General features: G+C 63.0%; 20 protein-coding genes. 6 read left to right on the top strand and 14 right to left on the bottom strand.

The features are described from left to right. The first annotated feature begins 145 nt into the window (after positions 1 to 145). Together BFD71_RS19705 and BFD71_RS19700 are read left to right on the top strand one after the other, a co-directional pair. Complete coding sequence (locus BFD71_RS19705; protein ID WP_069265963.1) at positions 146 to 1,108, top strand: GlxA family transcriptional regulator; 963 nt, start codon at positions 146 to 148, stop codon at positions 1,106 to 1,108. Positions 1,109 to 1,282: 174 nt separating this feature from the next. Then, positions 1,283 to 1,990 carry an SDR family NAD(P)-dependent oxidoreductase gene (locus BFD71_RS19700; RefSeq protein WP_069265962.1) on the top strand — a complete coding sequence of 236 codons (708 nt, stop codon included), beginning with the start codon at positions 1,283 to 1,285 and terminating at the stop codon, positions 1,988 to 1,990. Positions 1,991 to 2,055: 65 nt separating this feature from the next. Here the strand turns inward: BFD71_RS19700 and BFD71_RS19695 are convergent, their stop codons facing one another. From BFD71_RS19695 to BFD71_RS19655, 9 genes are all read right to left on the bottom strand, one after another. Then, positions 2,056 to 2,418 (bottom strand): nuclear transport factor 2 family protein, encoded by a 363-nt coding sequence (locus BFD71_RS19695; protein WP_069265961.1) that lies wholly within the window; start codon positions 2,416 to 2,418, stop codon positions 2,056 to 2,058. A gap of 101 nt (positions 2,419 to 2,519) precedes the next feature. After that, complete coding sequence (locus BFD71_RS19690) at positions 2,520 to 3,218, bottom strand: DsbA family protein (RefSeq protein WP_370684289.1); 699 nt, start codon at positions 3,216 to 3,218, stop codon at positions 2,520 to 2,522. A 129-nt stretch (positions 3,219 to 3,347) separates the two neighbouring features. Next, positions 3,348 to 5,213: a biosynthetic-type acetolactate synthase large subunit gene (gene ilvB, locus BFD71_RS19685; protein ID WP_083245344.1), complete on the bottom strand. Its 1,866-nt coding sequence runs from the start codon at positions 5,211 to 5,213 to the stop codon at positions 3,348 to 3,350. Between the two features lie 296 nt (positions 5,214 to 5,509). Beyond that, entirely contained in the window at positions 5,510 to 5,710 is a 201-nt protein-coding gene (locus BFD71_RS19680) for a hypothetical protein (RefSeq protein WP_069265958.1), read from the bottom strand. A 123-nt stretch (positions 5,711 to 5,833) separates the two neighbouring features. Then, positions 5,834 to 7,627 carry a 1-deoxy-D-xylulose-5-phosphate synthase gene (gene dxs / locus BFD71_RS19675; RefSeq protein ID WP_069265957.1) on the bottom strand — a complete coding sequence of 598 codons (1,794 nt, stop codon included), beginning with the start codon at positions 7,625 to 7,627 and terminating at the stop codon, positions 5,834 to 5,836. Continuing rightward, complete coding sequence (locus BFD71_RS19670) at positions 7,614 to 9,080, bottom strand: efflux transporter outer membrane subunit (protein WP_069265956.1); 1,467 nt, start codon at positions 9,078 to 9,080, stop codon at positions 7,614 to 7,616. The genes dxs and BFD71_RS19670 overlap by 14 nt, the downstream gene beginning before the upstream one ends. Further along, positions 9,073 to 10,251 carry an efflux RND transporter periplasmic adaptor subunit gene (locus BFD71_RS19665; RefSeq protein ID WP_069265955.1) on the bottom strand — a complete coding sequence of 393 codons (1,179 nt, stop codon included), beginning with the start codon at positions 10,249 to 10,251 and terminating at the stop codon, positions 9,073 to 9,075. The genes BFD71_RS19670 and BFD71_RS19665 overlap by 8 nt, the downstream gene beginning before the upstream one ends. Next, the gene (locus tag BFD71_RS19660; RefSeq protein WP_069265954.1) at positions 10,241 to 13,429 is read right to left on the bottom strand and encodes an efflux RND transporter permease subunit; all 3,189 of its coding nucleotides are present in this window, start codon (positions 13,427 to 13,429) and stop codon (positions 10,241 to 10,243) included. Before BFD71_RS19660 ends, BFD71_RS19665 begins: the two co-directional genes overlap by 11 nt. Before the next feature lie 75 nt (positions 13,430 to 13,504). Beyond that, on the bottom strand, positions 13,505 to 14,734 hold the full coding sequence (locus tag BFD71_RS19655) for an MFS transporter (RefSeq protein WP_069265953.1): 1,230 nt from the start codon (positions 14,732 to 14,734) through the stop codon (positions 13,505 to 13,507). 142 nt (positions 14,735 to 14,876) lie between these two features. Here BFD71_RS19655 and BFD71_RS19650 point away from each other — a divergent pair, with 142 nt between their 5' ends. The 4 genes from BFD71_RS19650 (at position 14,877) to BFD71_RS19635 (ending at position 18,305) form a co-directional block, all read left to right on the top strand. Then, on the top strand, positions 14,877 to 15,797 hold the full coding sequence (locus BFD71_RS19650) for a LysR family transcriptional regulator (RefSeq protein ID WP_069265952.1): 921 nt from the start codon (positions 14,877 to 14,879) through the stop codon (positions 15,795 to 15,797). 92 nt (positions 15,798 to 15,889) lie between these two features. Then, a complete protein-coding gene (locus BFD71_RS19645) occupies positions 15,890 to 16,789 on the top strand; it encodes a LysR family transcriptional regulator (protein ID WP_069265951.1) in 900 nt (299 codons plus the stop codon). Between the two features lie 114 nt (positions 16,790 to 16,903). Then, on the top strand, positions 16,904 to 17,938 hold the full coding sequence (locus BFD71_RS19640) for an LLM class oxidoreductase (protein ID WP_069265950.1): 1,035 nt from the start codon (positions 16,904 to 16,906) through the stop codon (positions 17,936 to 17,938). Beyond that, positions 17,916 to 18,305 (top strand): nuclear transport factor 2 family protein, encoded by a 390-nt coding sequence (locus BFD71_RS19635; RefSeq protein ID WP_069265949.1) that lies wholly within the window; start codon positions 17,916 to 17,918, stop codon positions 18,303 to 18,305. Before BFD71_RS19640 ends, BFD71_RS19635 begins: the two co-directional genes overlap by 23 nt. Positions 18,306 to 18,410: 105 nt before the next feature. On the opposite strand, the gene BFD71_RS19630 is transcribed toward BFD71_RS19635, so the two are convergent. The 5 genes from BFD71_RS19630 to BFD71_RS19615 all read right to left on the bottom strand — a co-directional run bounded on the left by BFD71_RS19630 (position 18,411) and on the right by BFD71_RS19615 (position 23,385). Next, the gene (locus BFD71_RS19630) at positions 18,411 to 19,928 is read right to left on the bottom strand and encodes a CoA-acylating methylmalonate-semialdehyde dehydrogenase (protein WP_069265948.1); all 1,518 of its coding nucleotides are present in this window, start codon (positions 19,926 to 19,928) and stop codon (positions 18,411 to 18,413) included. Positions 19,929 to 20,197: 269 nt separating this feature from the next. Then, positions 20,198 to 20,503 carry an ATP-binding protein gene (locus tag BFD71_RS19625; RefSeq protein WP_176732908.1) on the bottom strand — a complete coding sequence of 102 codons (306 nt, stop codon included), beginning with the start codon at positions 20,501 to 20,503 and terminating at the stop codon, positions 20,198 to 20,200. Beyond that, a complete protein-coding gene (locus BFD71_RS42845; RefSeq protein ID WP_141710731.1) occupies positions 20,395 to 20,712 on the bottom strand; it encodes a helix-turn-helix domain-containing protein in 318 nt (105 codons plus the stop codon). Before BFD71_RS42845 ends, BFD71_RS19625 begins: the two co-directional genes overlap by 109 nt. A gap of 64 nt (positions 20,713 to 20,776) precedes the next feature. After that, on the bottom strand, positions 20,777 to 22,300 hold the full coding sequence (locus BFD71_RS19620) for an efflux transporter outer membrane subunit (protein WP_069265946.1): 1,524 nt from the start codon (positions 22,298 to 22,300) through the stop codon (positions 20,777 to 20,779). After that, the gene (locus BFD71_RS19615; protein WP_069265945.1) at positions 22,297 to 23,385 is read right to left on the bottom strand and encodes an HlyD family secretion protein; all 1,089 of its coding nucleotides are present in this window, start codon (positions 23,383 to 23,385) and stop codon (positions 22,297 to 22,299) included. Before BFD71_RS19615 ends, BFD71_RS19620 begins: the two co-directional genes overlap by 4 nt. Between the last annotated feature and the right edge of the window lie 6 nt (positions 23,386 to 23,391).

The raw sequence follows: 23,391 nt of genomic DNA, 5'->3' as shown, positions 1-23,391 counted from the left end.
GGCTCATCCCTGCGTATGAGGGACCACATGCCGGCAAGATGCAGCTTCAGCCATTCGGAGAATGGTCAGCCTGGCGCTGCACGCCTAACCTTTTTCCAGTGGGCCATCGCGCTATCGGGATCACTGCTCAGGTTGGGTGTGCAAAATGAAAGTCGCTATTGTGGTGCTTGACGGTGTACAGGCCATGGATATCGCAGGCCTGCTCGACGTGTTCTGCGAAGCGAACCGTTTGCTCGGCGAGACGCGCCAGTATCAGGTGCCCCTCGTTGGCGAGCACGCAGGCGCGGTCGCCTGCTCGAACGCGATGCAGCTTTGCGTGCCGTGGGTCTATGGGGACTTTCGCGCGAACATCGACGTGCTGCTGGTGACAGGCTCCGCACACGCCACGCACGACGGGCCGAGACCGGATTTCCTGGACTGGCTGCGGCGCCGCGCACTCGAGTCGAAGCGATACGGCTGCGTCTGCAACGGCGCATGGCTGCTCGGGCGCGCCGGTCTGCTCGATGGCAGGGAGATTGCCACGCGCTGGACCGACGCGAGCCGTATGGCCGGCGAATTCCCGCGTGCCCGCATACGTCCTGACAAGAACCTGATTCGCGATGGACGCCTGATTTCGTCTGCCGGCACGACCGCCGGACTCGATCTGGGCCTCGCGCTCGTCGCGCAAGACTGGGGCCAGAAGCTCGCCGAACAGGTGGCAAGACGTCTCGGCGCCAAGCTGCAAAGCGAGCCCTACCAACGTCATCCTTACGTTGCGCCTCCAGGCGATGAAAGTTCGATTATCGGAAAAGTACATCGCCATATCGACGACCATCTTTCCGATGTGCTTTCGATAGAGCAGCTCGCCGAGGCGGTCTACGTGAGCCGGCGCACGCTGTCGAGAATCTTCGCGAAGTATCTCCACACGACCCCTTCCGCATTCGTGGACCAGGTTCGTGTGGGTGCCGCAAAGCGGCTATTGGAGGAGCGCAACGTTCCGATGAAAACCGTCGCGTTCGACTGTGGCTTTCATAACGCCGCGCACATGCGCATGGTGTTTCAGCGGCGCCTCAAGCTCACTCCCCGGCAATACCGCCAACAGTCCCACACGACCGAGGCAGCTGCCTGAGTGATCGCCACGAGCGCAGCCCCGCCATCCCGCCGCGATTTGTTCTCGTGGCGCAAGACTCTTTGTCCATGGTGTGTGTTCGCACTCGCAACGGATACGCCTACAGTGGTTCTCCATCGGATCCATCGATTCGAACGGCCACCCGGCCGACTTACCCATACTATGAGACACACAATGAGCACTTCCAGGGTCGTCATCGTCACCGGAGCATCGCAAGGCATCGGCGCCGAAACCGTCAAGGCCTTCCGCGCGCAGGGCCATCGCGTGGTCGCCACGGCCCGCTCCATCACGCCGGCCGCTGAGGCCGACTATGTCGCCGTGGCCGGCGACATCGGCGACGCCGCCACGGCTCGCCGCGTGGTGGACGCCGCCATCGAGCACTTCGGCCGTGTCGATACGCTCGTTAACAACGCGGGCATTTTCATTGCGAAGCCCTTCACGCAGTACACCGCCGACGACTACGCCGCAATCCTGAACGTCAACCTGAACGGCTTCTTCCACATCACGCAATATGCGATTGAAGCGATGCAGAAGCACGGCAGCGGCCACGTGGTGAACGTCACCACCACGCTTGCCGACAAGGCGAACAGCAAAGTCCCGTCCGTTCTTGCCTCGCTCACCAAGGGTGGTTTGAACGCTGCGACGCGCTCGCTCGCAATCGAATATGCGCGCGCGGGCATTCGTGCCAACGCGGTTTCGCCTGGGATCATCAAGTCGCCGATGCATGCTCCCGAAACGCACGCCGCGCTCGGCGCGATGCATCCGGTCGGTCACATGGGCGAAATGAGCGACATCGTCAACGCCATCCTCTATCTCGACTCGGCACCGTTCGTGACCGGCGAGATCCTGCACGTGGACGGCGGCCAGAGCGCAGGTCACTAAGCGGTTGAGCATTGCCCGCGCCCCGGCCTCGATGGCTCGCCGGGGCGCGGGCGCGTGGCGGCCGCTTATTGCACGTTAGTCAGCGTCTTCGTGATGACGAGCCATCTGTCGCGCTGGCGCATGATCGAAAAATAATTGTAGTAATTGAAACCCAGCATGCGCGCATGCAGTTTCGCCGTCGCGATGTTCTGCTGGACATCGAGCATCAGCAGTTCTGTTTCGACCCGTTCGCCCAATTCGGCCGGCGATTTCCTGATTGCCACACCCGCAAGATACTCGTCGATCGTCTTGTAGTAGGGCTGGCCATTCACCTCCCCCGCCACGATCGCGCGCGCGTCGAACACCTTTCTCAGCTGTTCCACATCGCCGCGCCAGGTGGCATCGAAATAGCGCTGCACGAGTTCGACGATTTCGTTGCTGTCGTTCATTGCATCACACTCCTTATTGATTCCCGACTCGGTCCGTCAATTCGAAGCGGGCTGCGCAATCGCTTGCGCAGCCTCGCTTCGAACAACCCGGATCAAAACGATCAGGCAAGCGGCCCCTCGATCTCATTGAGCCTTTCTTCGAGTACGTTGACGCTCGCATAGCCCGAATGCACGGCGTACGTCCGGCCTTGTTCTTCAAGCATCAAGGTCGGGAACGACGCGACGCCAAGCGCTCGCGCACGGGCGAAATCGCGCTGCGTTTCTTCCTGCGTTTCCGCTGCTTCCCACGCCTGGTAGAACGCGTCGGCACTTACCTGAACGCCTACAGCATCCAGCGCGGTCACGGCGATATCGCTCAGCACGCGACCGTCGGTCGTATCCAGCCCTTGCACGTAGAAGCCGTTCTGAAGCGCACGGAACACCGAAAGCAAGGCGTCGCCACTGGCGAAGCGGCGCGCCGCTACAACGGCACGGCAAATCGGCTCGGTATCGTAGACGAACCCCTCACGCGCCATGAACGCTTCGCGGTTGAACGGCAAGCCGCTCAGTGCTTCGACGCGCTGCCAGTGCTGCAACCGGAAACGCTTGCCGGTCGCATCGAGAACATCGGTCGCCCCGGCGCGAATACCGCCGACCACGATTTCCAGTTTCAGGTCCGGCACGCGCGCGACGAGCGCCGACAGCTCTTTGCCAAAGCCATAGCACCACGAACACATCGGATCGCCAACATAGATCAATTTCATTCTTGCTCGCTCAAGTGAAGAGACAACGCGGGGCCCGCAGGACCCCATGCCCCGCATCGCTCCCAGCCATCAGAGTGACTATAGGTTTCTGGCCTCACTCGATAAACGCCGTAGCCAGAACTTCTTTTGTTACATGGCGGAAAGACGAAAGGCTCTTCACAAGCAGAGTGGCGTTGCCATGCTGGCCTAGAACATGTCAGAAGCCGCTTGATGACCTGCACGCGCGCCCCCCGACTCCTCGCCATCCCTCGACGGGATGAACGGGCCGGTGATCATCTCCGAATAGCTCATGCCGGGCCCAACCATCGGAAACACATCGGCATCCTGATCGATCATGACTTCGAGGAAAGCCGGACCGTCGAACGCCACGAAAGCCCGGAGTGCTTCCTCGACTTCGCTCAGGACCTCGACGCGCTGCGCGAATTCGAACCCGTCGGCACGCGCGGCCATGACAAAGTCCTTTCGATGAAGCGACTTGTCGCTCACGCACAGGCGCCCGTCGTAGAAAAGACGTTGCCACTGCCGGATCATCCCGTCACCGACATTGTTGAACAGCAGCACTTTGACCGGCACGCCATACGTGGTCGCGGTCTCCAGATCGCCGATATTCATGCGCATGCTGCCGTCACCGTCGATGTCGATCACGAGGGCATCCGGGCGTCCCATCTGGGCGCCGATTGCAGCGGGCAGGCCAAAGCCCATTGTCCCCATGCTGCCCGACGTGAGAAAGCTGCGCGGCTCGACGAAATCGAAAAACTGCGCAGCCCACATCTGGTGCTGGCCCACGCCCGTGGTGACGATAGCCCGGCCGCCGGTAATCTCGCTCAGCTTTTCCACCACGAACTGCGGCTGAACGAGCGGGCTCGCGCGGTCATAATTCATGCCGTAGCGCTGCTTCAGCTCCTTGATATGGTCGAGCCACGCCAAAGGCGCTTGCACGTGCGCTTCGTGTTGCATCAGCGAAAGCAACGCGTCTTTCGCGTCGCCCACATGAGTCCAGTGCGCGCGCTTCACCTTGTTGATTTCGGCTTCGTCGATATCGACGTGCGCGACATACCGTGCTCGCGGTGCAAATGCATGGGGGCGGCCACCCGCGACCCGATCATCGAATCGCGCGCCCACGGCAATCAGGAAGTCGCAATCTTCCACCGCGTAGTTCGCACAAGCCGCGCCGTGCATGCCCAGCATGCCGAGCCCCAATTCGTGCTTCACGGATATCGTGCCGAGCCCCATCAACGTGTTGACCACGGGAATGCGGTAGCGCTCGGCGAACAGGCGCAATTCCGCGGTGGCGCCAGCGGTAATGACGCCCCCGCCCACATACAGCAGCGGGCGCTTGCTTTGCGCCAGCAGATCGAAGAATTCGTCGCGCTTGCCCGCTTCGAGACGTGCTCCCTTCGCCACCTTGCGAAGGCGGTCGGAGTAGCCGCGAAACGCCAGCGTGCCGTGCCCCTGCCAGGTGCCGGTCCAGTTCTGGATGTCTTTGGGCACATCCACCACAACCGGCCCGGGACGGCCGGTGCGCGCGACTTCGAACGCCGTGCGCAGCGTTTGTTCGAGCTTGTCCGGGTCGGTAACGAGAAACACCTGCTTGGCGCACGCCGACATGATGTTGAACACCGGCGCTTCCTGGAAAGCGTCGCTGCCAATCGCGGCACGCGGCACCTGCCCGCAGATGAGAACCACCGGGACCGAGTCGCCATTGCAATCGGCAATCGGTGTCACCGCATTGATCGCGCCGGGACCGGACGTCACCATGAACACACCGACCTTTCCGCTCGCGCGCGCGTATCCCGCGGCCATGAAGCCGGCGGTCTGTTCGTTGGCGGGTACGACGAGGTTGATCTGACGCTCGGGCTTGTCGGCGTGCAGTTCGTTGAAACGGAACACGGCGTCGTAGGTCGGCAGGATCGCGCCGCCGCTATAGCCGAACACGGTATCGACACCCTGTTCGCTAAGTACGCGCAAGATGATGTCGGCGCCCGACATCGGTTCGCCGGGAAGTGGCGCTTTCTGGGAGCTTTCTGGAGCAATATTCGGGTTCTGGGACATACGAGGCTCGCACGGAAACGGGCGCTGATGCGGTCAGCGGCCAAACACAACGGATCATTTCCCTTCCGACTCAAGAACAGCGTATGTCCCCTACCAGCTCGTGGACGACAGCGTCAGCGGGTTCTCCGCATGAAGCACAGTCCACCCGGCACTCTTTTGACGTGCGCCTGGAAATACTGTGAGAAAGGGTTCCAAGAATTCTGACAACGATTGAAGCGGCGCGCGTCAGCAATACGGCTGTTTATGGGCCAGGATGCGTCGCATCCGGGCCACCGTGGCTGACGGCTGACTGTTTCCTACCACTCGGCAATGCCGACATCCATGTCCTCGTCGTAGAACGCAACCAGAAACTCTTCGGGCATCAACCACGAATCGACGCTCACGGTTTGCGCGCCAACATCGACATCGACCTTCGCGTCGGCGTCCACCGACTTCATCGCATGGACGATCGTCGAAAGATCGTCCGGGCGGATTTCAGTTTTCATCGCGAACTTCATTTTTCACCTCTCTGTCTGGATATCCAGTCTCGATAACTATAGGATCAACGCCCCATGCCACCAACCAGGCCAGCCTCAATTCACTCTTTACATCGCGTAACCCAAACCGGAGGCACAGGGCAGTCATTCAACCGGGTCGAGCAGGTCTACCGCTTCGGTGAACGCCAGGACGGCTTCCCGCACGCCTGCGACTCCCAGACCATTCAAACGGAGCAGTTCGGCACGGTCGCCGTGCGGGACAAAGGCGTCGGGAAGTCCGAGCCGCAGCATACGTACGGCCCACCCTTCCGCCGCGATCCGCTCGGCGCATGCGGCGCCCGCTCCGCCGAGCACGGTGCCTTCTTCGATCGTCACGATCACCTCGTGCTCGTTGGCAACCGTCAGCAACAAGTCTTCATCGAGCGGTTTGACGAAGCGCATATCGACCACGGTCGCATCGATCTCCCTTGCGACTTCCATCGCGACCGAGAGCAAGGGCCCGAACGCGAGAAACGCCACCCGCGCGCTGTCCCGCTTGCCGGAGACGCGGCAAACCACGCCTCTTCCGAGCGGCAGTGTTTCTTTCGTCTGCTCAATGACTTCAGATCCCGTTGTCTCCCGCGGGTATCGCACGGCGCACGGTCCAGGCCACGCAAGGCCGGTGTTCAGCATGCGATAGCATTCCTTTTCGTCGGACGGGGTCATCACCACCATATTCGGCACGCAACGCAGGGCCGCGATGTCGAACGCACCCAGATGCGTGGCGCCGTCGCCCCCGGCAATCCCCGCGCGGTCGAGCGCGAACAGAACCGGCAGATTCTGCAGGGCGACGTCGTGAATCAGCTGGTCATAGCCGCGCTGAAGAAACGTCGAGTAGATGGCGACGACGGGCCTCATTCCCTCAACGGCGAGGCCGGCCGCCAGCGTGACGGCGTGCTGTTCTGCGATACCCACGTCGATGTAGCGATCCGGATAACGACGCTCGAATCCGGTCAGGCAGGATCCTTCGCTCATCGCGGGCGTGATGCCGAAGATGCGCTCATCCGTTGCCGCCGCGTCGCACAACCATTGACCGAATACCTGGCTATAGGTCAGCTTGCCGCCCTTCTTGCGCACCAACCCGGTATCGGGTTTGAACGGGCTCGGCCCGTGGTACGCAACGGGCTCCAGTTCCGCAGGTCGATAACCTTTTCCTTTCTTCGTCACCACGTGGATGACGTGCGGCCGGTTGCGTGTCTTCGCGTCCCGCAGCGTGGCGAGTAGATTCGCCATATCGTGGCCATCGATGGGACCGACGTAGTCCAGACCTAGCGTTTCGAATAGCGTGGATATGGGGACGTTCGCTTCGTCGCGCCAGCGCGTAACCAGCGCCTCGAGATGATCATTCAGTCCGCCGACCGCCGGTGAAATCGACATGCGGTTGTCATTCAGAACGATCGTCAGCGGCAGCGTTTCGCAGGACCCTGCGTGATTCAGCGCTTCATACGCCATCCCCGCGGACAATGAGCCATCGCCGATCACCGCAACGACGCGGGCGTCCCGACCGCGCAGGCCCAGGGCCATGCCGACCGCCGCCGAAATCGACGTGCCGGCGTGCCCGACACCGAACGCGTCGTAAGGCGACTCTTCGCGCGCGGGGAAACCGGCCATCCCGCCCACTTTCCGCACGCTTGCCATGGCCGCTTTTCGGCCCGTCAGGATCTTGTGCGGGTAGCATTGGTGCCCCACGTCCCACACCAGGCGATCTTGCGGCGTGTCGAATACATAGTGAAGGGCAACCGACAACTCCACCACACCGAGGTTCGATGCCAGGTGGCCGCCGGTACTCGACACACTTTCGATCACGAATTCCCGAACCTCGTCCACGAGGCGCTGAAGCTCACGCTCATCCAGATCGCGCAGATTGCTCGGGAAATCGATCATGTCAAGCAGGTTCATGACGTTGCTGTCCTTGTTGTATGAAATTCAACCGGTCCTTCAGGTCGTCCGTGGTCCAGCCGCCGCCGAGCGCGTGAATGAGGTCGACATTCGCATCCAGTTGCCGCGTGCGAAGCGCGATGACACTGCGTTGCGATTCCAGCTCGGCCGATTGAGCCTCGACCACATCCAGGTAGCTCACCGCGCCGCGCTGATAGCGCGCGAGCGCCAGGTTGAGCGCGGTTTGGGCGGCATTGGCGGCGTCCTGCTGCTGATTCGTCGCGGTGCCCAGATCGTCGAGCAACGTGAGGTTGTCTTCCACCTGCCGGAACGACGCCAGCACCACGCTGCGATAGCGTGCCCCTGCCTCCGCCGTGGCCTCCTTCGCCGAATCCAGCTGCGCGTGGCGCTTGCCGCCGTCCAGCAGATACACCGCCAGCGACGGTCCGATCGCCCAATACGAACTGGAAAGACTGAGCAGATTGCCGAGCACCGAGCTTTGCACGCCGCCCTGCGCGCTGAGCGTGAGCGTCGGGAAATACGCCGCGCGCGCCACGCCAATTTTTGAATTGGCCGCCGCGATGCGCCGCTCGGCTGCGGCGACGTCAGGCCGCCTTTGCAACAACGTCGACGGCACCCCGACCGGAATCACGGGCAACGCGATCGAATCGGTACTCGGTGCGAGCTGGAACTCAGAAGGCGAAGCGCCGACCAGCACCGCCACCGCGTGTTCGAGCAATGCGCGCCTTGCCTTGATCTGGGTGAGTTCGGACTGGACCGATGACAACTGGTTGCTGGCGCGCGCCACGTCGAGACCCGACACGATGCCCGCGCCATGCCGGTTGCGGGTCAGGTCGAGCGCCTTCTGGTACGCCTCCTGGGTCCCCTCGATCAGCTGAATCTGCTGATCGAGACCCCGCAGGTCGATATAGCTTCGGGCCAGCTCGATTTCGAGGCTCAACTGCGTCGAGGCGAGATCCGCCTTCGACGCCTGCCCTTCGTCCTTGCTTGCTGCGACGGAATCGCGCACGCGTCCCCAAAGGTCCACTTCGTAGTCGACTTCGACACCCAGCGTGGCTGAGTTGTAATCGGTCGGCCCAGTCGGGCTGCGCAACGGCCGCGAGTCCGACTCACGGTCGCGCTGGACATTGCCCACAGCGGAAACCTGCGGGTACATCTGCGACTTGACCTGCCTGATGTACGCCTGCGACTGCTCATAGTGAAACAGCGCCGCGCTCAGGTCGGGGTTATTCGCGATCAGCCGTTGCTCGAGGTCGTCGAGTTCCGGCTCCTTGTACAGCTTCCACCATCCCGCGCGATCGAGCTGGTCAGCGGGGCTGGCCACGGTCCATGGTCCCTGGGTCTGGTACTGCGCCGCCACGGGTGTTTCCGGAACCTCGTAGTGCGGCGCGAGCGAGCACGCGGCGAGCACCACGGCACTCACCAGCGTGGCGAGTTTCAGATACCTAGTCATGCTTGTCACCTTTGGCCGTGGGCGCGATCACCTGAACATGGTCGCCTTCGACAAGACCATCGGGCGGCGCGTCGACCACGCGGTCGCTCTGCGCCAGCCCCGAGCCGATATCGACCGCGTTGCCGAGGTCCTGCACGATCGAAACGGGTTTGAAGTGAACGGTGTCGCTGCGATCGACAGTGGCCAGCCGCAGCCCCCGGTTGTCGAATATCAGCGCGCTCGCCGGCACCCGCAGTGCGTTGGCGCGCGCCGGCAGCGAAAAATGCAGATTCACGAAGTCGCCCGGCAACAGCAAATGACCGGGGTTATCGACCATCAGCTGGACGAGCGACGTGCCCGATGCGGCGTTCACCGAGTCGGCCTGACCCACCACCGTGGCGGTGAATGTCTTGCCCGGATACTCCGGTACGGTGAAGGTGCCAGTTCCACCGGGCTTGACCGCCGGCACGTATTCCTGCGGCACGCGTACGTACACGCGCAGCTTGTCCACGCTCGATACAGAGAAGAGTTGCGGCCCCGTACCGCCGCCCGCATTGATCAATGCGCCAACGTCGGTGTTGCGTGCAGTGATCACGCCGTCGAACGGGGCGACGATCCGCGCGAAGCTCTTGGTCGCGACCAGCCGGTCCAGATTGGCCTGCGCTGCCGCCACGCGGGCCTGCTTCGCCACGTAGTCCTGCGTGCGGTCATCGACCTCCTGGCGCGATACTGAATCGGAGTCCAGAAGACTTTGCCAGCGTGCCGCGGTCGTTTTCGCGAGCGCGGCATCGGCTTGCGCGCTCGCGAGGTCGGCCTTCGCCTGGATCAACTGCTGATCGAGTTCGGGCGTTTCGATCTCGGCGAGCGTCTGGCCTGCCTTCACCGGTGTGCCGATGTCGACGCTCCACGATTTCAGGTATCCGCTCACTCGTGCATAGATGGACGCGCTTTCGAAGGCCTCCAGTCTGCCGGGCAGGTCCAGCGCGCCGCCCGGCGCCTCCGGCGCGGGCACGACGACATTCACGGACGGCACGGCTTGCGCCTCGGTCCAGTCTTTGAGTTGATGCTCATGCTTCATGCGAAGCGAGACGCCACCAGCCACGATGAGGACGGCGAGCGCACCGCCGACAATGCCTGTTAAAGAAAGCTGACGCTGCGCGAGTGCGGCGCGTGTTGTGGGTTCAGAGGACATGGATCGAATCTCCGGTAAACTGCGCGGCCGTCGATGTGCGACCCCGACGCGAGTGGATCATGCAAAAAATAGCGGGCACGAGAAAAAGCGTTGCAGCAGTGGCAAACAGCAGTCCGCCAATCACCGCTCGGCCCAACGGCGCGTTTTGCTCTCCGCCCTCGCCAAGACTTAATGCCATCGGCGCCATGCCGATGATCATCGAGAGTGCCGTCATGAGGACCGGCCGAAACCGGGTCGTACCGGCTTCCAATGCAGCCTTGAACGCGTCGCCGTGCTCGGTCAGACGTTCGCGGCAGAAACTCACCACCAGAATCGAATTGGCCGTAGCCACGCCCATGCACATGATTGCGCCGGTCAGTGCGGGCACCGAGAGCGTGGTATCCGTCGCAAACAACATCCAGACGATGCCGGCCAACGCACCAGGCAATGCCGCCACGATCACGAGCGGATCGGACCACGACTGGAAATTGACGACGATGAGCAGGTAAATCAGCACAACCGCGCCCAGAATCCCGAACGACAACCCGCCGAAGGCGTTGTTCATCGTCTGAGCCTGGCCAAGCAGAACGACCTTCGCCCCCTTGGGTGCTTCCTTGGCATTGGCCGAGACGATGTGGCGAATGTCGGCGGCGACGGCGCCGAGATCGCGGCCCTGGGTCGTGGCGAACACCTCGACCATCGGCTGCACGTTGTAGTTGCTCACCACTTCGTTGCTGGCCGTGCGGTGAATGCTCGCGACCCCGCCGAGAATTTGCCCATCGTTGGCCTCGGCCCCGCCGCTCACCGGCAGATTCACGAGCGACGAGAGCGAATCCACGCTGTATTGCGGCGTCTGCAGCACGATCGAATACTCCACGCCATTGGCCGCGTTGAGCCAGTAGGTCGGGGCGATCTGGCTCGAACCCGCCATGTGCACCACGAGGCTGTTGGTCACATCGCGTTCGGTGAGGCCCTGAAGCGATGCGCGGTCGCGATCAACATCGATGTTGAATTGCGGATTGGCCTGCGATTGCTCGATGCGCGCATCGACGACGCCGGGCACGTGGCGGATCTGACGCAGTAACGAGTTCGCGTAGGCGAAGTCGGCCGGCAGATTGTTGCCGCGAATCTGCAGGTCGATCGGTGCGGGCGAACCGAAGTTCAGGATCTGGCTCACGATGTCCGCGGGCGGGAACGAGAACGTCACGCCGGGGAACGCGCGCGGCAGCGATTCGCGCAGCTTGCGCACATAAGCGGCCGTCGGCCCATGGCCTTCTTTCAGCGAGATCTGGATGTCGCCGTCCTGCGGGCCGATAGTGCCCGTGTTGTTGTAGGCCGTATTGATGGAGCTGGTGGAAAGTCCAATGTTGTCCACCACGGTGCCCAGTTCGGACGGCGGGATCGTCGCGCGCACCTGCGCTTGCACCTCGGCGAAGATCTCGGCGGTTCGCTCCACACGCTTACCCACGGGCGCACGCACGTGCAGCAGGATCTGGCCCGCATCGACGTCCGGGAAGAAGTTGCGCCCGAGCAGCGGCATCAACGCGAACGACGCCACGACGAATGCAAAGAAGCCAATCACGAACGTGCGGCGACGTTCCAGCACCCGTTCGAGCATCGCGGCATAGTTCGCACGCACGCGTTCGAAGCGCTGCTCGAATCCGCGGTGAAAGCGCGCCCACACGCCGGCAGACTCGTGATGTCCCTGCTCATTCGCATGGGACTTCGGCAGGTACTTCGCCATCGTCGGCACGAGCGTGCGCGAGAGAATGAACGAGGAAATCATCGCGAAGATCACCGACTCGGCCATCGGCACGAACAGGAACCTCGCCACGCCATTCAGGAAGAACATCGGCACGAACACGATGCAGATGCAAAGCAGCGAGACGAACGCGGGTGTCACGATTTGTGCCGCGCCGTCGAGAATCGCGCTTTCGACGTCCTTGCCTTGCTCCAGGTGCCAGTTGATGTTCTCGATGGTCACGGTGGCGTCGTCCACGAGAATCCCCACCGCTAACGCGAGCCCGCCGAGCGTCATGATATTGAGCGTTTCGCCGAGCACCGAGAGCACCGAAATCGACCCGAGAATCGCGAGCGGAATCGAGGTCGCGATAATGATCGTCGAGCGCCAGCTACCCAGGAACAGCAGGATCATCACGCTCGTGAGCAAGGCGGCAATCAAGCCCTCGCGCGCCACGCCCTTGATTGCAGACCGCACGAAGATCGACTGGTCGCCAATTGCGTCGATCTGGAGCGCGTCCGGCAAGGAGGCCTTCGCGTCGGCAACCTTCTGACGAATGCCGCCGATGATCGACAATGTGGATGCCGAACCGTTCTTGAACACGGTGAGCAGCACCGAACGCTTGCCTTCCACGTGAACGATATTGGGCTGCGGCGGGCTGCCGTCGGTCACGTCAGCCACATCGTGCATGTGCACCACGGTGCCATTGGCGGACTTGATCGGCAGGTTCGCAATGGCCGCGATCGTCTCCGGCGCGTCGTTCAGCTGCAGCGTGTACTCGTAGTTGCCGATCTTTTCGGTGCCGACCGGCGTCACGAGGTTCTGCGCCGTCAACGCATTGAGCACGTCCTCGGCCGACAAGGAGCGCGCTTCGAGTTCGGACGGCTTGATGTTGATCTGAACCTGGCGGTCCTTGCCGCCAAACGGAAACGGGATCGCAGCGCCGTTCACGGTCGCGAGAATCGGCCGCAACTGGTTCTTTCCGAGGTCCGCCAGATTCTGTTCCGAGAGGCCTTTGCCCGAAAGCGCGAGCTGGATAATCGGAACGGTCGAAGCGTTGTAATTGATAATGAACGGCGGCGTCGCCGAGGGCGGCAGCTGCTTCAAAATCTCCTGCGAAATGGCGGTCACCTGCGCATTCGCGGTACCAATGTTGGTGCCAGGCTGAAAGAAGATTTTGACGATGCCGTAGCCGGTAAGCGACGTGCCTTCGATGTGCTGAACGCCATTCACGGTGGTCGTCAACACCCGCTCATACGGAGCCATCACGCGACCTTCCATCTGGTCGGGCGAAAGCCCCGTGTACTGCCATACCACGCTAATCACCGGGATATTGATCGGAGGAAAAATATCCGTAGGGGTACGAAACGCCGACAAAACGCCGACGATCAGGATAAACACGGCCAGAACGACAAATGTATAAGGCCGTTTCAGCGCGACGCGCACGATGCCAATCATGATAATTCCAGTATTGAAGCTGGCATCGCCCCTAACCGCGGCGGATTCCAGCAAGCAGATTCTCGATGCCTTGAATCAATCTGCGTTTGATGGGATCCGGCCCGCGGACCCGCGAGGCGCACCGATCCAGTGGATAGCGGAAGCCACAATTCCGAGCACAACGCCGAAGGCGACGATGCCCGACCAGCCAAAGCGGCTCATGAGCCAGCCGCTGACCGTCGCACCGACTGCGCCGCCGAAAAACGTGGCCGTCATATAGAGGCTGTTGATTCGGCCTTGTGCTTTCGGATCGACTGAGAAAGCGCGTGTCTGGTTAGAAACGAGACCGGACTGCACGCCGATATCGAGCACGATCACGCCCACGATCAGCAGCGTGAGCGACGTGGCCGCGCCGGAAAGAAGCACGTAGGCGAGCGTCGCGATGACGATGCTCGCGCCGATGACCTTGCGAAAGCCCACGCGGTCGGTGGCATTGCCACCCAGCGATGCGGCGAACGCGCCGGCCGCGCCGATGATGCCGAAGCCGCCCGCCCACGCGCTGCCGAGGTGCCACGGCCCGCTCTTGAGCAGCGCCGCGAGATTGACCCAGAAGGCGTTGAAACAGGCCCACAGCAGCGCCTGGATGATCATCGATTCGCGAATCGGGCGATTGTCGCGAACGAGCGGCCACAGCGAAGCAAGCAGACGTCCATACGAAAGATTCGTGGAGGGCACGCCCTTCGGCAGCAACGCAGCGGCGGCGATAAAGACCGGCACCATGAACGCGGCTTCCACGCCGTACACCGCGCGCCAGCCCCACGCCGCGCCAATTGCGCCCGCGATCGTGCGGCCGACGAGGATGCCGACCATGATGCCGCTCACGACAGTGCCGACGTTACGCCCCCGCTCGCTCGGCAACGACATGACGGCGGCGAAGGGCACGAGCTGCTGTGGCACGCAACTCACGATGCCAAGCGCAAACGAAGCCGCGATCAGTGCCCAGATACCGGGCGCCACCGCCGCTGTCGCCGCGAAAACGAGTGCGAGCGCGATTTGAGTGAGCACGAGCTTGCGCCGGTCGAAGCGGTCGCCAAGCGGCAGCAGCAACGCGAGACCGGTCGAGAAGCCGAGCAGCGCCGCCGCTGCGACGAGATCCACCGTTGTGATGTTGACCCGCAGACCCGCTGCGATCAGCGGCAGGATCGGCTGCGTGCAGTAGATGTTTGTGATCACTGCGCCTGCGACGACCGCCATCATGACGATCTTGCCGCGCGATGCGACGGCGGGCGTTGCTGCACTTTCTGGGGTGCTGGATAAGCCGCTCACGACAACCTCCTTATTCGTTGAATTTCTCCGGTCTTTGCAGCGGATTGCCGCGATCCAGATTGAGGTCGAACGTTACGCGCTTGCATTTACGAAGAGAATCCCTCACGATCAAGATTCATCCTTCCACTATTTGATAGGGTCCATGAATCGCCTCGAAGCCATGGCCATCCTCGTTTCGGTCGCTGATGCGGGCAGTCTCTCGGCTGCCGCGCGGCATCTCGACATGCCGCTCGCCACGGTCAGCCGCAAGGTTGGGGAACTGGAAGCACACCTGAAGACGCGTCTCTTTCACCGCACGACGCGCAAGCTTTCGTTGACGGAAGCCGGCGCCGCATACGTGGCCGCCTGCCGGCGCATTCTCGAAGACATCGGCGAAGCCGAGCGTGCAGCCACGGGCGAATACGCCGCGCCCAAAGGCGAACTCGTGGTTACCGCGCCCGTTGCGTTTGGCCGCTTGCACGTGGTGCCGGTGGTGGCGGAATTCCTCGCGCAGTATCCGGAGATCGACATCAATCTCCTGCTGACCGATCGTGTCGTTCATCTGATGGATGAACACGCGGACGTCGCGGTCCGCATTGGCGAGTTGCCCGATAGCACGTTGATCGCAACGCGCGTGGGCACGGTGCGCCGCGTCATTTGCGCCAGCCCCGCCTATCTCGCGAAGCACGGCGTGCCAGCCGAACCCGCGGACCTGGCAGGCCATCAATGCATTACCTTCGAGGCGCTCGCGTCGCTGCGGGCGTGGTCTTTCGGCTCCGGCAAGTCAGAGCAGTCCGTGCCCGTTCATTCGCGGCTTGCCGTGAATACGGCGGACGCCGCCATCGAAGCCGCGGTCCTCGGCGTGGGTTTGATACGCGTGCTGTCCTACCAGGTTGCACGCGCCGTTCGGGCCAACGAGCTTCGCGTCGTGCTCGACACATTTGAAGCCGCGCCGCTGCCCGTCAATCTCGTGCATGCGGGGCAAGCACCCCTGCCGCTGAAGCTGCGCGCGTTCCTCGACTTCGCATCGCCGCGCCTGCGCGAGCGCACTGCGGGCGAACTCGTCAACGCCGAGAGCGCATGACGGCCTGAGCCGCGCGCGCAAAGGCGCTGCGCGCTCGCGCCGGAAGAGAATCCGCTAACATCGGGATCTCCCTTCCAGTGATCGAGAAGACCATGGACCGTCTCGAAGGGATGTCCATCCTGGTCGCAGTCGTCGATGCAGGCAGTTTGTCAGCCGCGGCCCGGCAACTCGGCCAGCCGCTGGCGACAGTCAGCCGCAAGGTCGGCGATCTCGAAGCGCACCTGAAGACCCGCCTGCTCCATCGCACCACACGGCACCTCTCGCTCACCGAGGCCGGCGAGGCTTATGTCGCGTCGTGCCGGCGCATTCTCGAGGACATCGGCGAAATCGAACGCGCCGTGACCGGCGAATACGCGGCGCCGAAGGGCTCGCTCGTGGCCACGGCGCCCGTGGTCTTCGGGCGGCTGCATGTGGTCCCTGTGATGGCGGCCTTTCTCGCGCAATATCCAGAGATCGACGCCCGCCTCGTGCTGACCGATCGCAACGTCAATTTTCTCGAAGACCACGTGGACGTTGCGGTACGCATCGGCCAGCTGCCGGACAGCAGTCTCGTGGCGATACGCCTCGGCGAAACGCGCCCTGTGGTGTGCGCGAGCCCCGCGTATCTCGCCGAGCGCGGCACGCCGCAAAACCCGGCTGATCTCGCCGATCATGCGTGCATCGGTTTCGAGGGAATCAATGCGTCGCGCACGTGGACGTTTGCCGGCGAAAAGTCGGAGCAGAACGTGCCGATCCACGCGCGGCTCGTGACAAACACGGCGGAATCGGCCATCGATGCCGCGACGCTCGGGACCGGTTTGACGCGGGTTCTCTCTTATCAGGTCGCGAACGCCGTGCAGGAAGGCCGCTTGCAGCTCGTTCTGGAAACCTTCGGGCTGGCGCCCATGCCGATCCATCTCGTCCATGCCGGCCAAACGCCGCTGCCGCTCAAGCTGCGCGCGTTTCTCGACTTCATGTCGCCGCGCCTCAAGGCGCGCATGTCCGCTGTTTGAATTCCCCGCGTTATTGAGCGCGAGTATCAACTGTTGTTCATCGCCGGTGGTTTTTATCAGCGCCGTTCGTGCGTAACCTTGGTTCGCAAATGGGAAAGCGCAAGGCGAAACGCAATGGATATGTCAGCAATCACCGCAATGAAGGCTTCCACGCCCGCCGAGCATGCGCTTTCAGCGCAGCCCGCGTGGCGCCGCGTGTTTCGCGAGGACGCGCTCACGGTCGGACTGATCCTGCCGCTCGAAACGCATCCGGACTCGCCGGTTCCGACCATGCGCGATCACATCGCCATGGCTCAGCGCGCCAAAGCAATGGGCGTGGCCGCGCTGTGGATGCGCGACATTCCGTTCTACGATCCTGCGTATGGCGATGCGGGCCAGATCTTCGAGCCGCTGGTGTATATCGCCAGCCTCGCGGCAGTGACGAAGGAAATCGCGCTCGGCACGACAGGCATCGTCTTGCCGATGCGCGAACCGCTTTTGCTGGCCAAGCAGGTGAATTCACTCGACCAGTTGACGAATGGAAGGCTTCTGTTAGGGATGTCCTCGGGAGACAGACCTTCCGAGTATCCCGTTTTCGGCATCGACTTCGATACGCGTGGCGAGCGGTTTCGCGACGCGTTCGAGACGTATCGAACAGTGAGCGAGCAGCCCTTTCCCGTGTTTTCCTCGCCACGCTTCGGTAAATCGGGCGGCACGCTCGACATGTTGCCCAAGCCGCCTTACGGACGCACCCCGGCCATTGCCGTCGGCCGGGCACAGCAGAGCCTCGAATGGATCGCGGCACATATGGACGGCTACCTCGGCTTCGTGCCCGGCCCCGCCGCGCTCGACGCGTTCGTGCGCAGCTGGAAAGACCAGGTCGCCCGGTCGATGGGCCGCGAAGCCTTCAAACCGGTTGCCTTTGGCGGGTACCTCTATCTGCATCCGCGGCCCGATTACCCGTTCCGCGCCATCAAGGGCGGCTTCGCTATCGGCAGCCGTTCGCTCAGACATTTTCTCGAAGCGGCACGCGAAGCGGGCGTGAGCCACGTCGCGCTGAATCCGAAAGTCACGCCGCGCCCTTACGCCGACGTACTCGACGAGTTGCACAGCGAAGTGTTGCCGTACTTTGTCCCGGAGGTGTTTCATGCGACACACGAACATAAGTGAAGCGCTCAATGCGCACTGGCAGGCGTCGGCGGCCGGCGATCTCGAAGCCGAACACGACATCTACGCCGACGACGCCATCTGCGACTACCCTCAATCCGGCGAACGCATTCTCGGGCGCAGGAATTTGCAGGCCCTGCGCGGCCATCATCCCGGCAAGCCGTCCGGTTTCGAAGTCAGACGAATGCAGGGCGAAGGCAATCTGTGGGTGACCGAATACATCATCGCTTACCAGGGGCGATCCGCTTTCACCGTGAGCATCATGGAATTCCATGACGGCAAGGTCGTTCACGAGACCCAATATTTTTCGGATCCCTTTGAAGCGCCCGCCTGGCGCAGCCAATGGGTTCAGAAGATCACGGCCAGCTAACGTTCGCTTCGAAAAATCGATTACGCAAATTGCAAAGCGAGATAGCCGGCCATGACCGCGCCGGCCATCTTCAAGCGCGCGCGGCGTTTTCACGCCGCGCCCGACTTACTTCGAAGCGGGCATGGCGAACTCCGCGCCCTTGTCGATGCTGCCGGGCCAGCGCTGCGTCACGCTCTTGTAGCGCGTGTAGAAGCGCACGGCTTCCTCGCCGTAGGCGTGATGATCGCCGAACAGCGAGCGCTTCCAGCCCCCGAACGAATGCCACGCCGACGGCACCGGACTCGGCACGTTGATGCCCACCATGCCGATCTGAATCTGCCGCGTAAACGTGCGTGCCGCGGCGCCATCGGCCGTGAACAGCGTGACGCAATTGCCGAGTTCGTGTGCGTTGACAAGCTCGATAGCACTGGCCAGATCCGGCACGCGAACCACCGAAAGCACCGGCCCGAAAATCTCTTCGCGATAGATCTTCATATCCGGCTTCACGTCGTCGAAAAGCGAGCCGCCCAGGAAGAAGCCCTCTTCGTGTCCCGCCACGGTATGGCCACGCCCGTCCACGACGAGCTTCGCGCCAGCCTCGACGCCCGCATCGATGTAACCCAGCACCTTGGTGCGATGCGCGGCGCTGATGAGCGGCCCCATGTCCAGATCGGGCTCCATGCCCGCGCCGATGCGCAGCGCGCGCACGCGCGGCGCGAGACGCTCGATCAGTTCGTCGCCGATGCTGCCTATCGCCACCGCGACCGAGGTCGCCATGCAGCGCTCGCCCGCCGAGCCGTATGCGGAGTTGATCAGCGCATCGACGGCCTGATCGAGATTCGCGTCTGGCATGACGACGAGATGATTCTTTGCACTGCCCAGCGCCTGCACGCGCTTGCCGCGTTTGGCGCCCTCTGCGTAGATATATTCGGCCACCGGCGTGGAGGCGACGACGGACATCGCGGCCACATCGGGATGCTGGATCAGCGCGTCGACGGTGCCCTTGTCGCCGTTCACCACGTTGAACACGCCTTTGGGGAAGCCCGCCTCGATGAAGAGTTCCGCCAGCCGGATCGACGACGACGGCGTGCGCTCCGAGGGCTTGAGGATGAACGTGTTGCCGGTCGCGGCGGCCATGACGAACATCCAGCACGGCACCACCACCGGGAAATTGAACGGGGTGACGCCCGCAATCACGCCCACGGGCTGACGCAAATTCCAGCTGTCGACGCCGCTGCTGCTTTGATCGGTGAAACCGGTCTTGAGCAGGTTCGGAATGCCGCACGCGAATTCGACGATTTCGATGCCGCGCATGACTTCGCCCCTCGCGTCCGAAAACAGCTTGCCGTGGTCGCGCGTAATGAGTTCGGCGATTTCGTCGAGATGCGCCTCTAGCAGTTCCTTGAACTTGAACATCAGGCGCGCGCGCTTGAGCGGCGGGGTTTCGCTCCACGCCGCAAACGCGCTTTTGGCGGCCGCGACGGCGGCGGCAACCTCACTGGTATTCGCAACCGGCACGCGCGCCGAAATGCGGCCCTGCGCGGGATCGTAGACGTCGTTGAATCGCCCGCTCACGCCAGCGGTGTATTGACCGTCGATGAAATGTTTCAGTTGGCGCACCGCGCCCTGGTTTGCTTCGCTCATACGTCCTTCCTTTAGGGAATCTGGGCACTGCGCGCGGACCGAAGAGAGTCCGCATCGCAGCGCGCGTCAAGTCGAGTGGCCGGGCATCTCCATGACTCCCCGCCAGGACCGGCAGTCATTGACCGCCGACGAGAACAGTCTACGTTTTACGGCTCCCGGCCGAGGGACTAGCTGCGACGGTTTGGGGACATTCCCGGCGCGTTTCCGGCCATCGCGACAAGGCGGAAATCGCGGCGATCCGAAGGGTCGAATGGTTTCGCGAGGCGGCGCTAAATGCGCGCTGGGGGCGAAGCGTTACCTTGTGCAGGAAGCGTGAAATGGAAGCTGACGCCAACGGGGGCGTTCGGCGTCACCCACAGGCACCCGCCGTGGCTTTGCACGATCGAGCGGCAGATGGGCAGCCCCATGCCGAGACCGTCGGGCTTGGTGGTAGCAGTCCGGCCCGAATCTGCGTTTCTCTGCAAGATCAGCCTGTGCCGCAGCAGATCGTCGATGGCAAGCGGCGCGCCGTGTTGCGCAAGACAGGCCAGCGCGGCGCAGACCACGAGCCCCGACTCGCAAAGACGGCGCGCCACGAAGCACCAGCAAGCGTACATTCAACTGGGGACTCAAGCCGCGCAATGCTCTTGCTCAACGAAGGCGAGGAAACACCCAGCTGGCGTGAAGCCTCGGCAAGACTGCCCGTGAGCGCGACGTTGATGAAGCCGATCACGCTGGAAAATTTGCGCGCAATCCCCGGCCGGCGTCGTGCTGTCGATTCCCATACGTCGTCGTGTCCGGACATACGAATCATTGTTATCGTTAAACGGCGCGCGTTCCGGATGACAAGCGCGCATCCGGGCTATGGCTTACCCGCCATATGTCGATTCCCATCCCCCTCCCAGCGCTTTACAAAGCGTAATGAGATTCGTGGCCGCCGTGGCTCTGCTTTGTTCGAGATTGCTTTGTGCTTCGAGCAGTTGCTTCTGCACGTTCAAGACGTCGAGATAGTCGAGCGCCCCGGCCTTGTACCGCTCCCGCGCAACCGAGAGCGCGCGCTCGTTCATCGTCACGGCCTGGGCCAGCCGGTCGCGGCGGCGCTGTTCGGCGTCGTAGGTGACGAGCGCGTCGTCCACCTCCTGCCACGCGCGCAGCACCGTCGCCTTGTAGGCAATCGCCGCCTCCTGCTGTTGCGCCTCGCGCAACTGGAGCGTTCCTTTCAGGCGACCGCCTTCGAAGATAGGAAACGTAATGGAAGGGCCAACGACGAACTGCCCTGACGCCCAACTGGCCAGACTCGAGAGCTGAAGACTCTGAAAGCCCGCACTGCCATTGAGCATGATGCGCGGATAAAAATCGGCCTTCGCCACGCCAATCGACGCCGTCGCCGCGTGCAGTTCGGCTTCCGCCTTGCGGATATCCGGACGGCGCTGCACGAGTTCGGAAGGAAAGCCGATCGGCACCTGCGCCGGCAGTACGGGCACCTCCTGCGTTGCGGCGAGCGTCTGACGCAGCGCGCCCGGTTCCTCGCCGAGCAGCAGGCCGATGGCATTGATCGTCGTTTCGGAGTGCGATTCGAGCGTGGGAATCAGGCTTTCGATATTCTCCACCTGCGCCGAAGCGTTCGAGACATCGAGGTCCGTGGTCACGCCTTCATGCGCGCGTACCTGCGTGAGCTTCAGCGCGTCGTTGGCGATGTCCAGGTTTTGATGCGCGATCTGCAGGAGTTCCTGCGTGTCGCGCAGTTCGATATAGTCTCGCGCAAGCTCCGCGCGTGCGCTCAGCAAGACCGAGTTCCGGTCCTCATAAGAGGCTTCCGAAAGCGCCGTCGCCGCTTCCACGCTGCGTCGCACGCGGCCCCAGATATCGATCTCCCATGACGCGTCGAAGCCGACCTGATACAGGTTATAGGCGGGCGAACCCTTCGAGCCCGGCATGGCCGCCACGCCAAGAGGCGCGCTGCCGGAGGCCGACTGCGGCTGACTCTGCGTGGGCGTCACGCCAAGCAGCGAGAGAATGCCGTTTTCACTGCCGCGTTCGCGGTTGTACGATGCGGCGCCGTCGAGTGTCGGATATTCGGCTGCGCCCGCTACGCGGCGCTCGGCCCGGCTTTGCAGCAGGCGCGCGGAGGCGGCTGCCACGTCCAGGTTTGCGTCGGCGAGCTGCTTTTCCAGGCCGTTCAATACGGGATCGTTGAACAGCGTCCACCATTCCGGACCGAACTGGCCTTCCACGGCTTTGCTCGGCGCCTGCGCCGTCTGCGTGCGGTTGAAGACCTCAGGCGTTGGCGACTTTGGCGGTTCGAAGTTGGGACCGACGGTGCAAGCCGCCATTGCGAGACACGCGAGAACCGGGAGAAGGATCGCGCGAACAGAATATTGGCTCGTGTTCATTTCCTTTCCGCTCCCTCGGCCGTCGCTTCTGCGCCCCGGCCAACGGCCACTTCGGCTTCCACCGAGAGTCCAACGCTCAATGCCGCTGCAGCAGGCTGCCCGCGATCGATCGTGATCTTCACGGGCACGCGCTGCACCACCTTCGTAAAGTTGCCCGTGGCGTTGTCGGGTGCGATCGGCGCGAAGCTCACGCCAGTCGCCGGTGCCAGGCTGTCGATGCGGCCATGGATCACGACGCCGGGAACGCTGTCGACCGTCACGCGCACGCTTTCGCCGGGCCGCATATTGGTGATCTGGCTCTCCTGGAAGTTGGCGACGACATACGCATCCGAAAGCGGCACGATTGCGAGCACGGGGGCGCCGGGCGTCACGAAGGCGCCGACCCGCGCCGAGCGGCGTCCTACCTTGCCGTCAACGGGCGCGCGGACCTCCGTATAGGAGAGGTTGAGCTTCGCCTGTTCGAGCACCGCTTCGGCGTGTCGAAGCGCGCCAGCGGCCTTGTCGCGTTCGGTGCGCAGGACGTCCAGATTCTGCTGGGTGGCCGTCAGCACCGCCTGGTCGTGCGACTGCTGCGCAAGCTGCTCGGCCAGCGTGCTCGAAGCCTGTTGCTGCTCCTGCGCGGTCCCTGCCCCCGCCGTCGAAAGATTCTGGTAGCGCGCCGCGTTGGCCCGCGCGAAGCCAATCGACGCGTCGTCGGAGCGCAGCGTGGCACGCGCCTGATCGACGAGCGAGGGCTGGCGCGCGATCTGCGCGTCGAAGTTCGCCACCGACGCCTTCGCGCCCGCCACCTCGGCCTCGGCGCTCATCAGCGCGGCGCGATAGTCGCGGTCGTCGATACGCACCAGCAGCTGCCCCGCCTTCACGTCCTCGTTATCGTTCACCAGTACGTCCATGATTTGCCCCGCGACTCGCGGCGCGACGAGCGTGAAATCCGCGGTGACATAGGCGTCGTTCGTGGATTCCGAGCTGGAGTGAGACAGGAGCTTCGCGCCGGCCCAGCCAGCGACGCCGACAACGGCGACGACTGCTGCAATACGAAGCCATTTCAACCTGGACGGTGCGGGGGTGGGTTGAGTCGATGACATGGAAAG

Origin of the sequence: Paraburkholderia nodosa (assembly GCF_001718195.1) — a bacterium.
Lineage (GTDB): Bacteria > Pseudomonadota > Gammaproteobacteria > Burkholderiales > Burkholderiaceae > Paraburkholderia > Paraburkholderia nodosa_A.
The sequence above is the reverse complement of the archived record's forward strand: the minus strand, read 5'-3'. Positions and strand labels throughout refer to the sequence as shown.

Excerpts from the sequence above, each read along its gene's own strand:
- BFD71_RS19620 (WP_069265946.1), bottom strand. The coding sequence starts at position 22,300 with ATGAACACGAGCCAATATTCTGTTCGCGCGATCCTTCTCCCGGTTCTC.
- BFD71_RS19640 (WP_069265950.1), top strand. The coding sequence starts at position 16,904 with ATGGATATGTCAGCAATCACCGCAATGAAGGCTTCCACGCCCGCCGAG.
- BFD71_RS19660 (WP_069265954.1), bottom strand. The coding sequence starts at position 13,429 with ATGATTGGCATCGTGCGCGTCGCGCTGAAACGGCCTTATACATTTGTC.
- BFD71_RS19665 (WP_069265955.1), bottom strand. The coding sequence starts at position 10,251 with ATGTCCTCTGAACCCACAACACGCGCCGCACTCGCGCAGCGTCAGCTT.
- BFD71_RS19645 (WP_069265951.1), top strand. The coding sequence starts at position 15,890 with ATGGACCGTCTCGAAGGGATGTCCATCCTGGTCGCAGTCGTCGATGCA.
- BFD71_RS19670 (WP_069265956.1), bottom strand. The coding sequence starts at position 9,080 with ATGACTAGGTATCTGAAACTCGCCACGCTGGTGAGTGCCGTGGTGCTC.
- BFD71_RS42845 (WP_141710731.1), bottom strand. The coding sequence starts at position 20,712 with ATGTCCGGACACGACGACGTATGGGAATCGACAGCACGACGCCGGCCG.
- BFD71_RS19680 (WP_069265958.1), bottom strand. The coding sequence starts at position 5,710 with ATGAAGTTCGCGATGAAAACTGAAATCCGCCCGGACGATCTTTCGACG.
- BFD71_RS19690 (WP_370684289.1), bottom strand. The coding sequence starts at position 3,218 with ATGCGGGGCATGGGGTCCTGCGGGCCCCGCGTTGTCTCTTCACTTGAG.
- BFD71_RS19615 (WP_069265945.1), bottom strand. The coding sequence starts at position 23,385 with ATGTCATCGACTCAACCCACCCCCGCACCGTCCAGGTTGAAATGGCTT.
- BFD71_RS19700 (WP_069265962.1), top strand. The coding sequence starts at position 1,283 with ATGAGCACTTCCAGGGTCGTCATCGTCACCGGAGCATCGCAAGGCATC.
- ilvB (WP_083245344.1), bottom strand. The coding sequence starts at position 5,213 with ATGTCCCAGAACCCGAATATTGCTCCAGAAAGCTCCCAGAAAGCGCCA.
- dxs (WP_069265957.1), bottom strand. The coding sequence starts at position 7,627 with ATGAACCTGCTTGACATGATCGATTTCCCGAGCAATCTGCGCGATCTG.
- BFD71_RS19635 (WP_069265949.1), top strand. The coding sequence starts at position 17,916 with ATGCGACACACGAACATAAGTGAAGCGCTCAATGCGCACTGGCAGGCG.
- BFD71_RS19650 (WP_069265952.1), top strand. The coding sequence starts at position 14,877 with ATGAATCGCCTCGAAGCCATGGCCATCCTCGTTTCGGTCGCTGATGCG.
- BFD71_RS19705 (WP_069265963.1), top strand. The coding sequence starts at position 146 with ATGAAAGTCGCTATTGTGGTGCTTGACGGTGTACAGGCCATGGATATC.
- BFD71_RS19630 (WP_069265948.1), bottom strand. The coding sequence starts at position 19,928 with ATGAGCGAAGCAAACCAGGGCGCGGTGCGCCAACTGAAACATTTCATC.
- BFD71_RS19695 (WP_069265961.1), bottom strand. The coding sequence starts at position 2,418 with ATGAACGACAGCAACGAAATCGTCGAACTCGTGCAGCGCTATTTCGAT.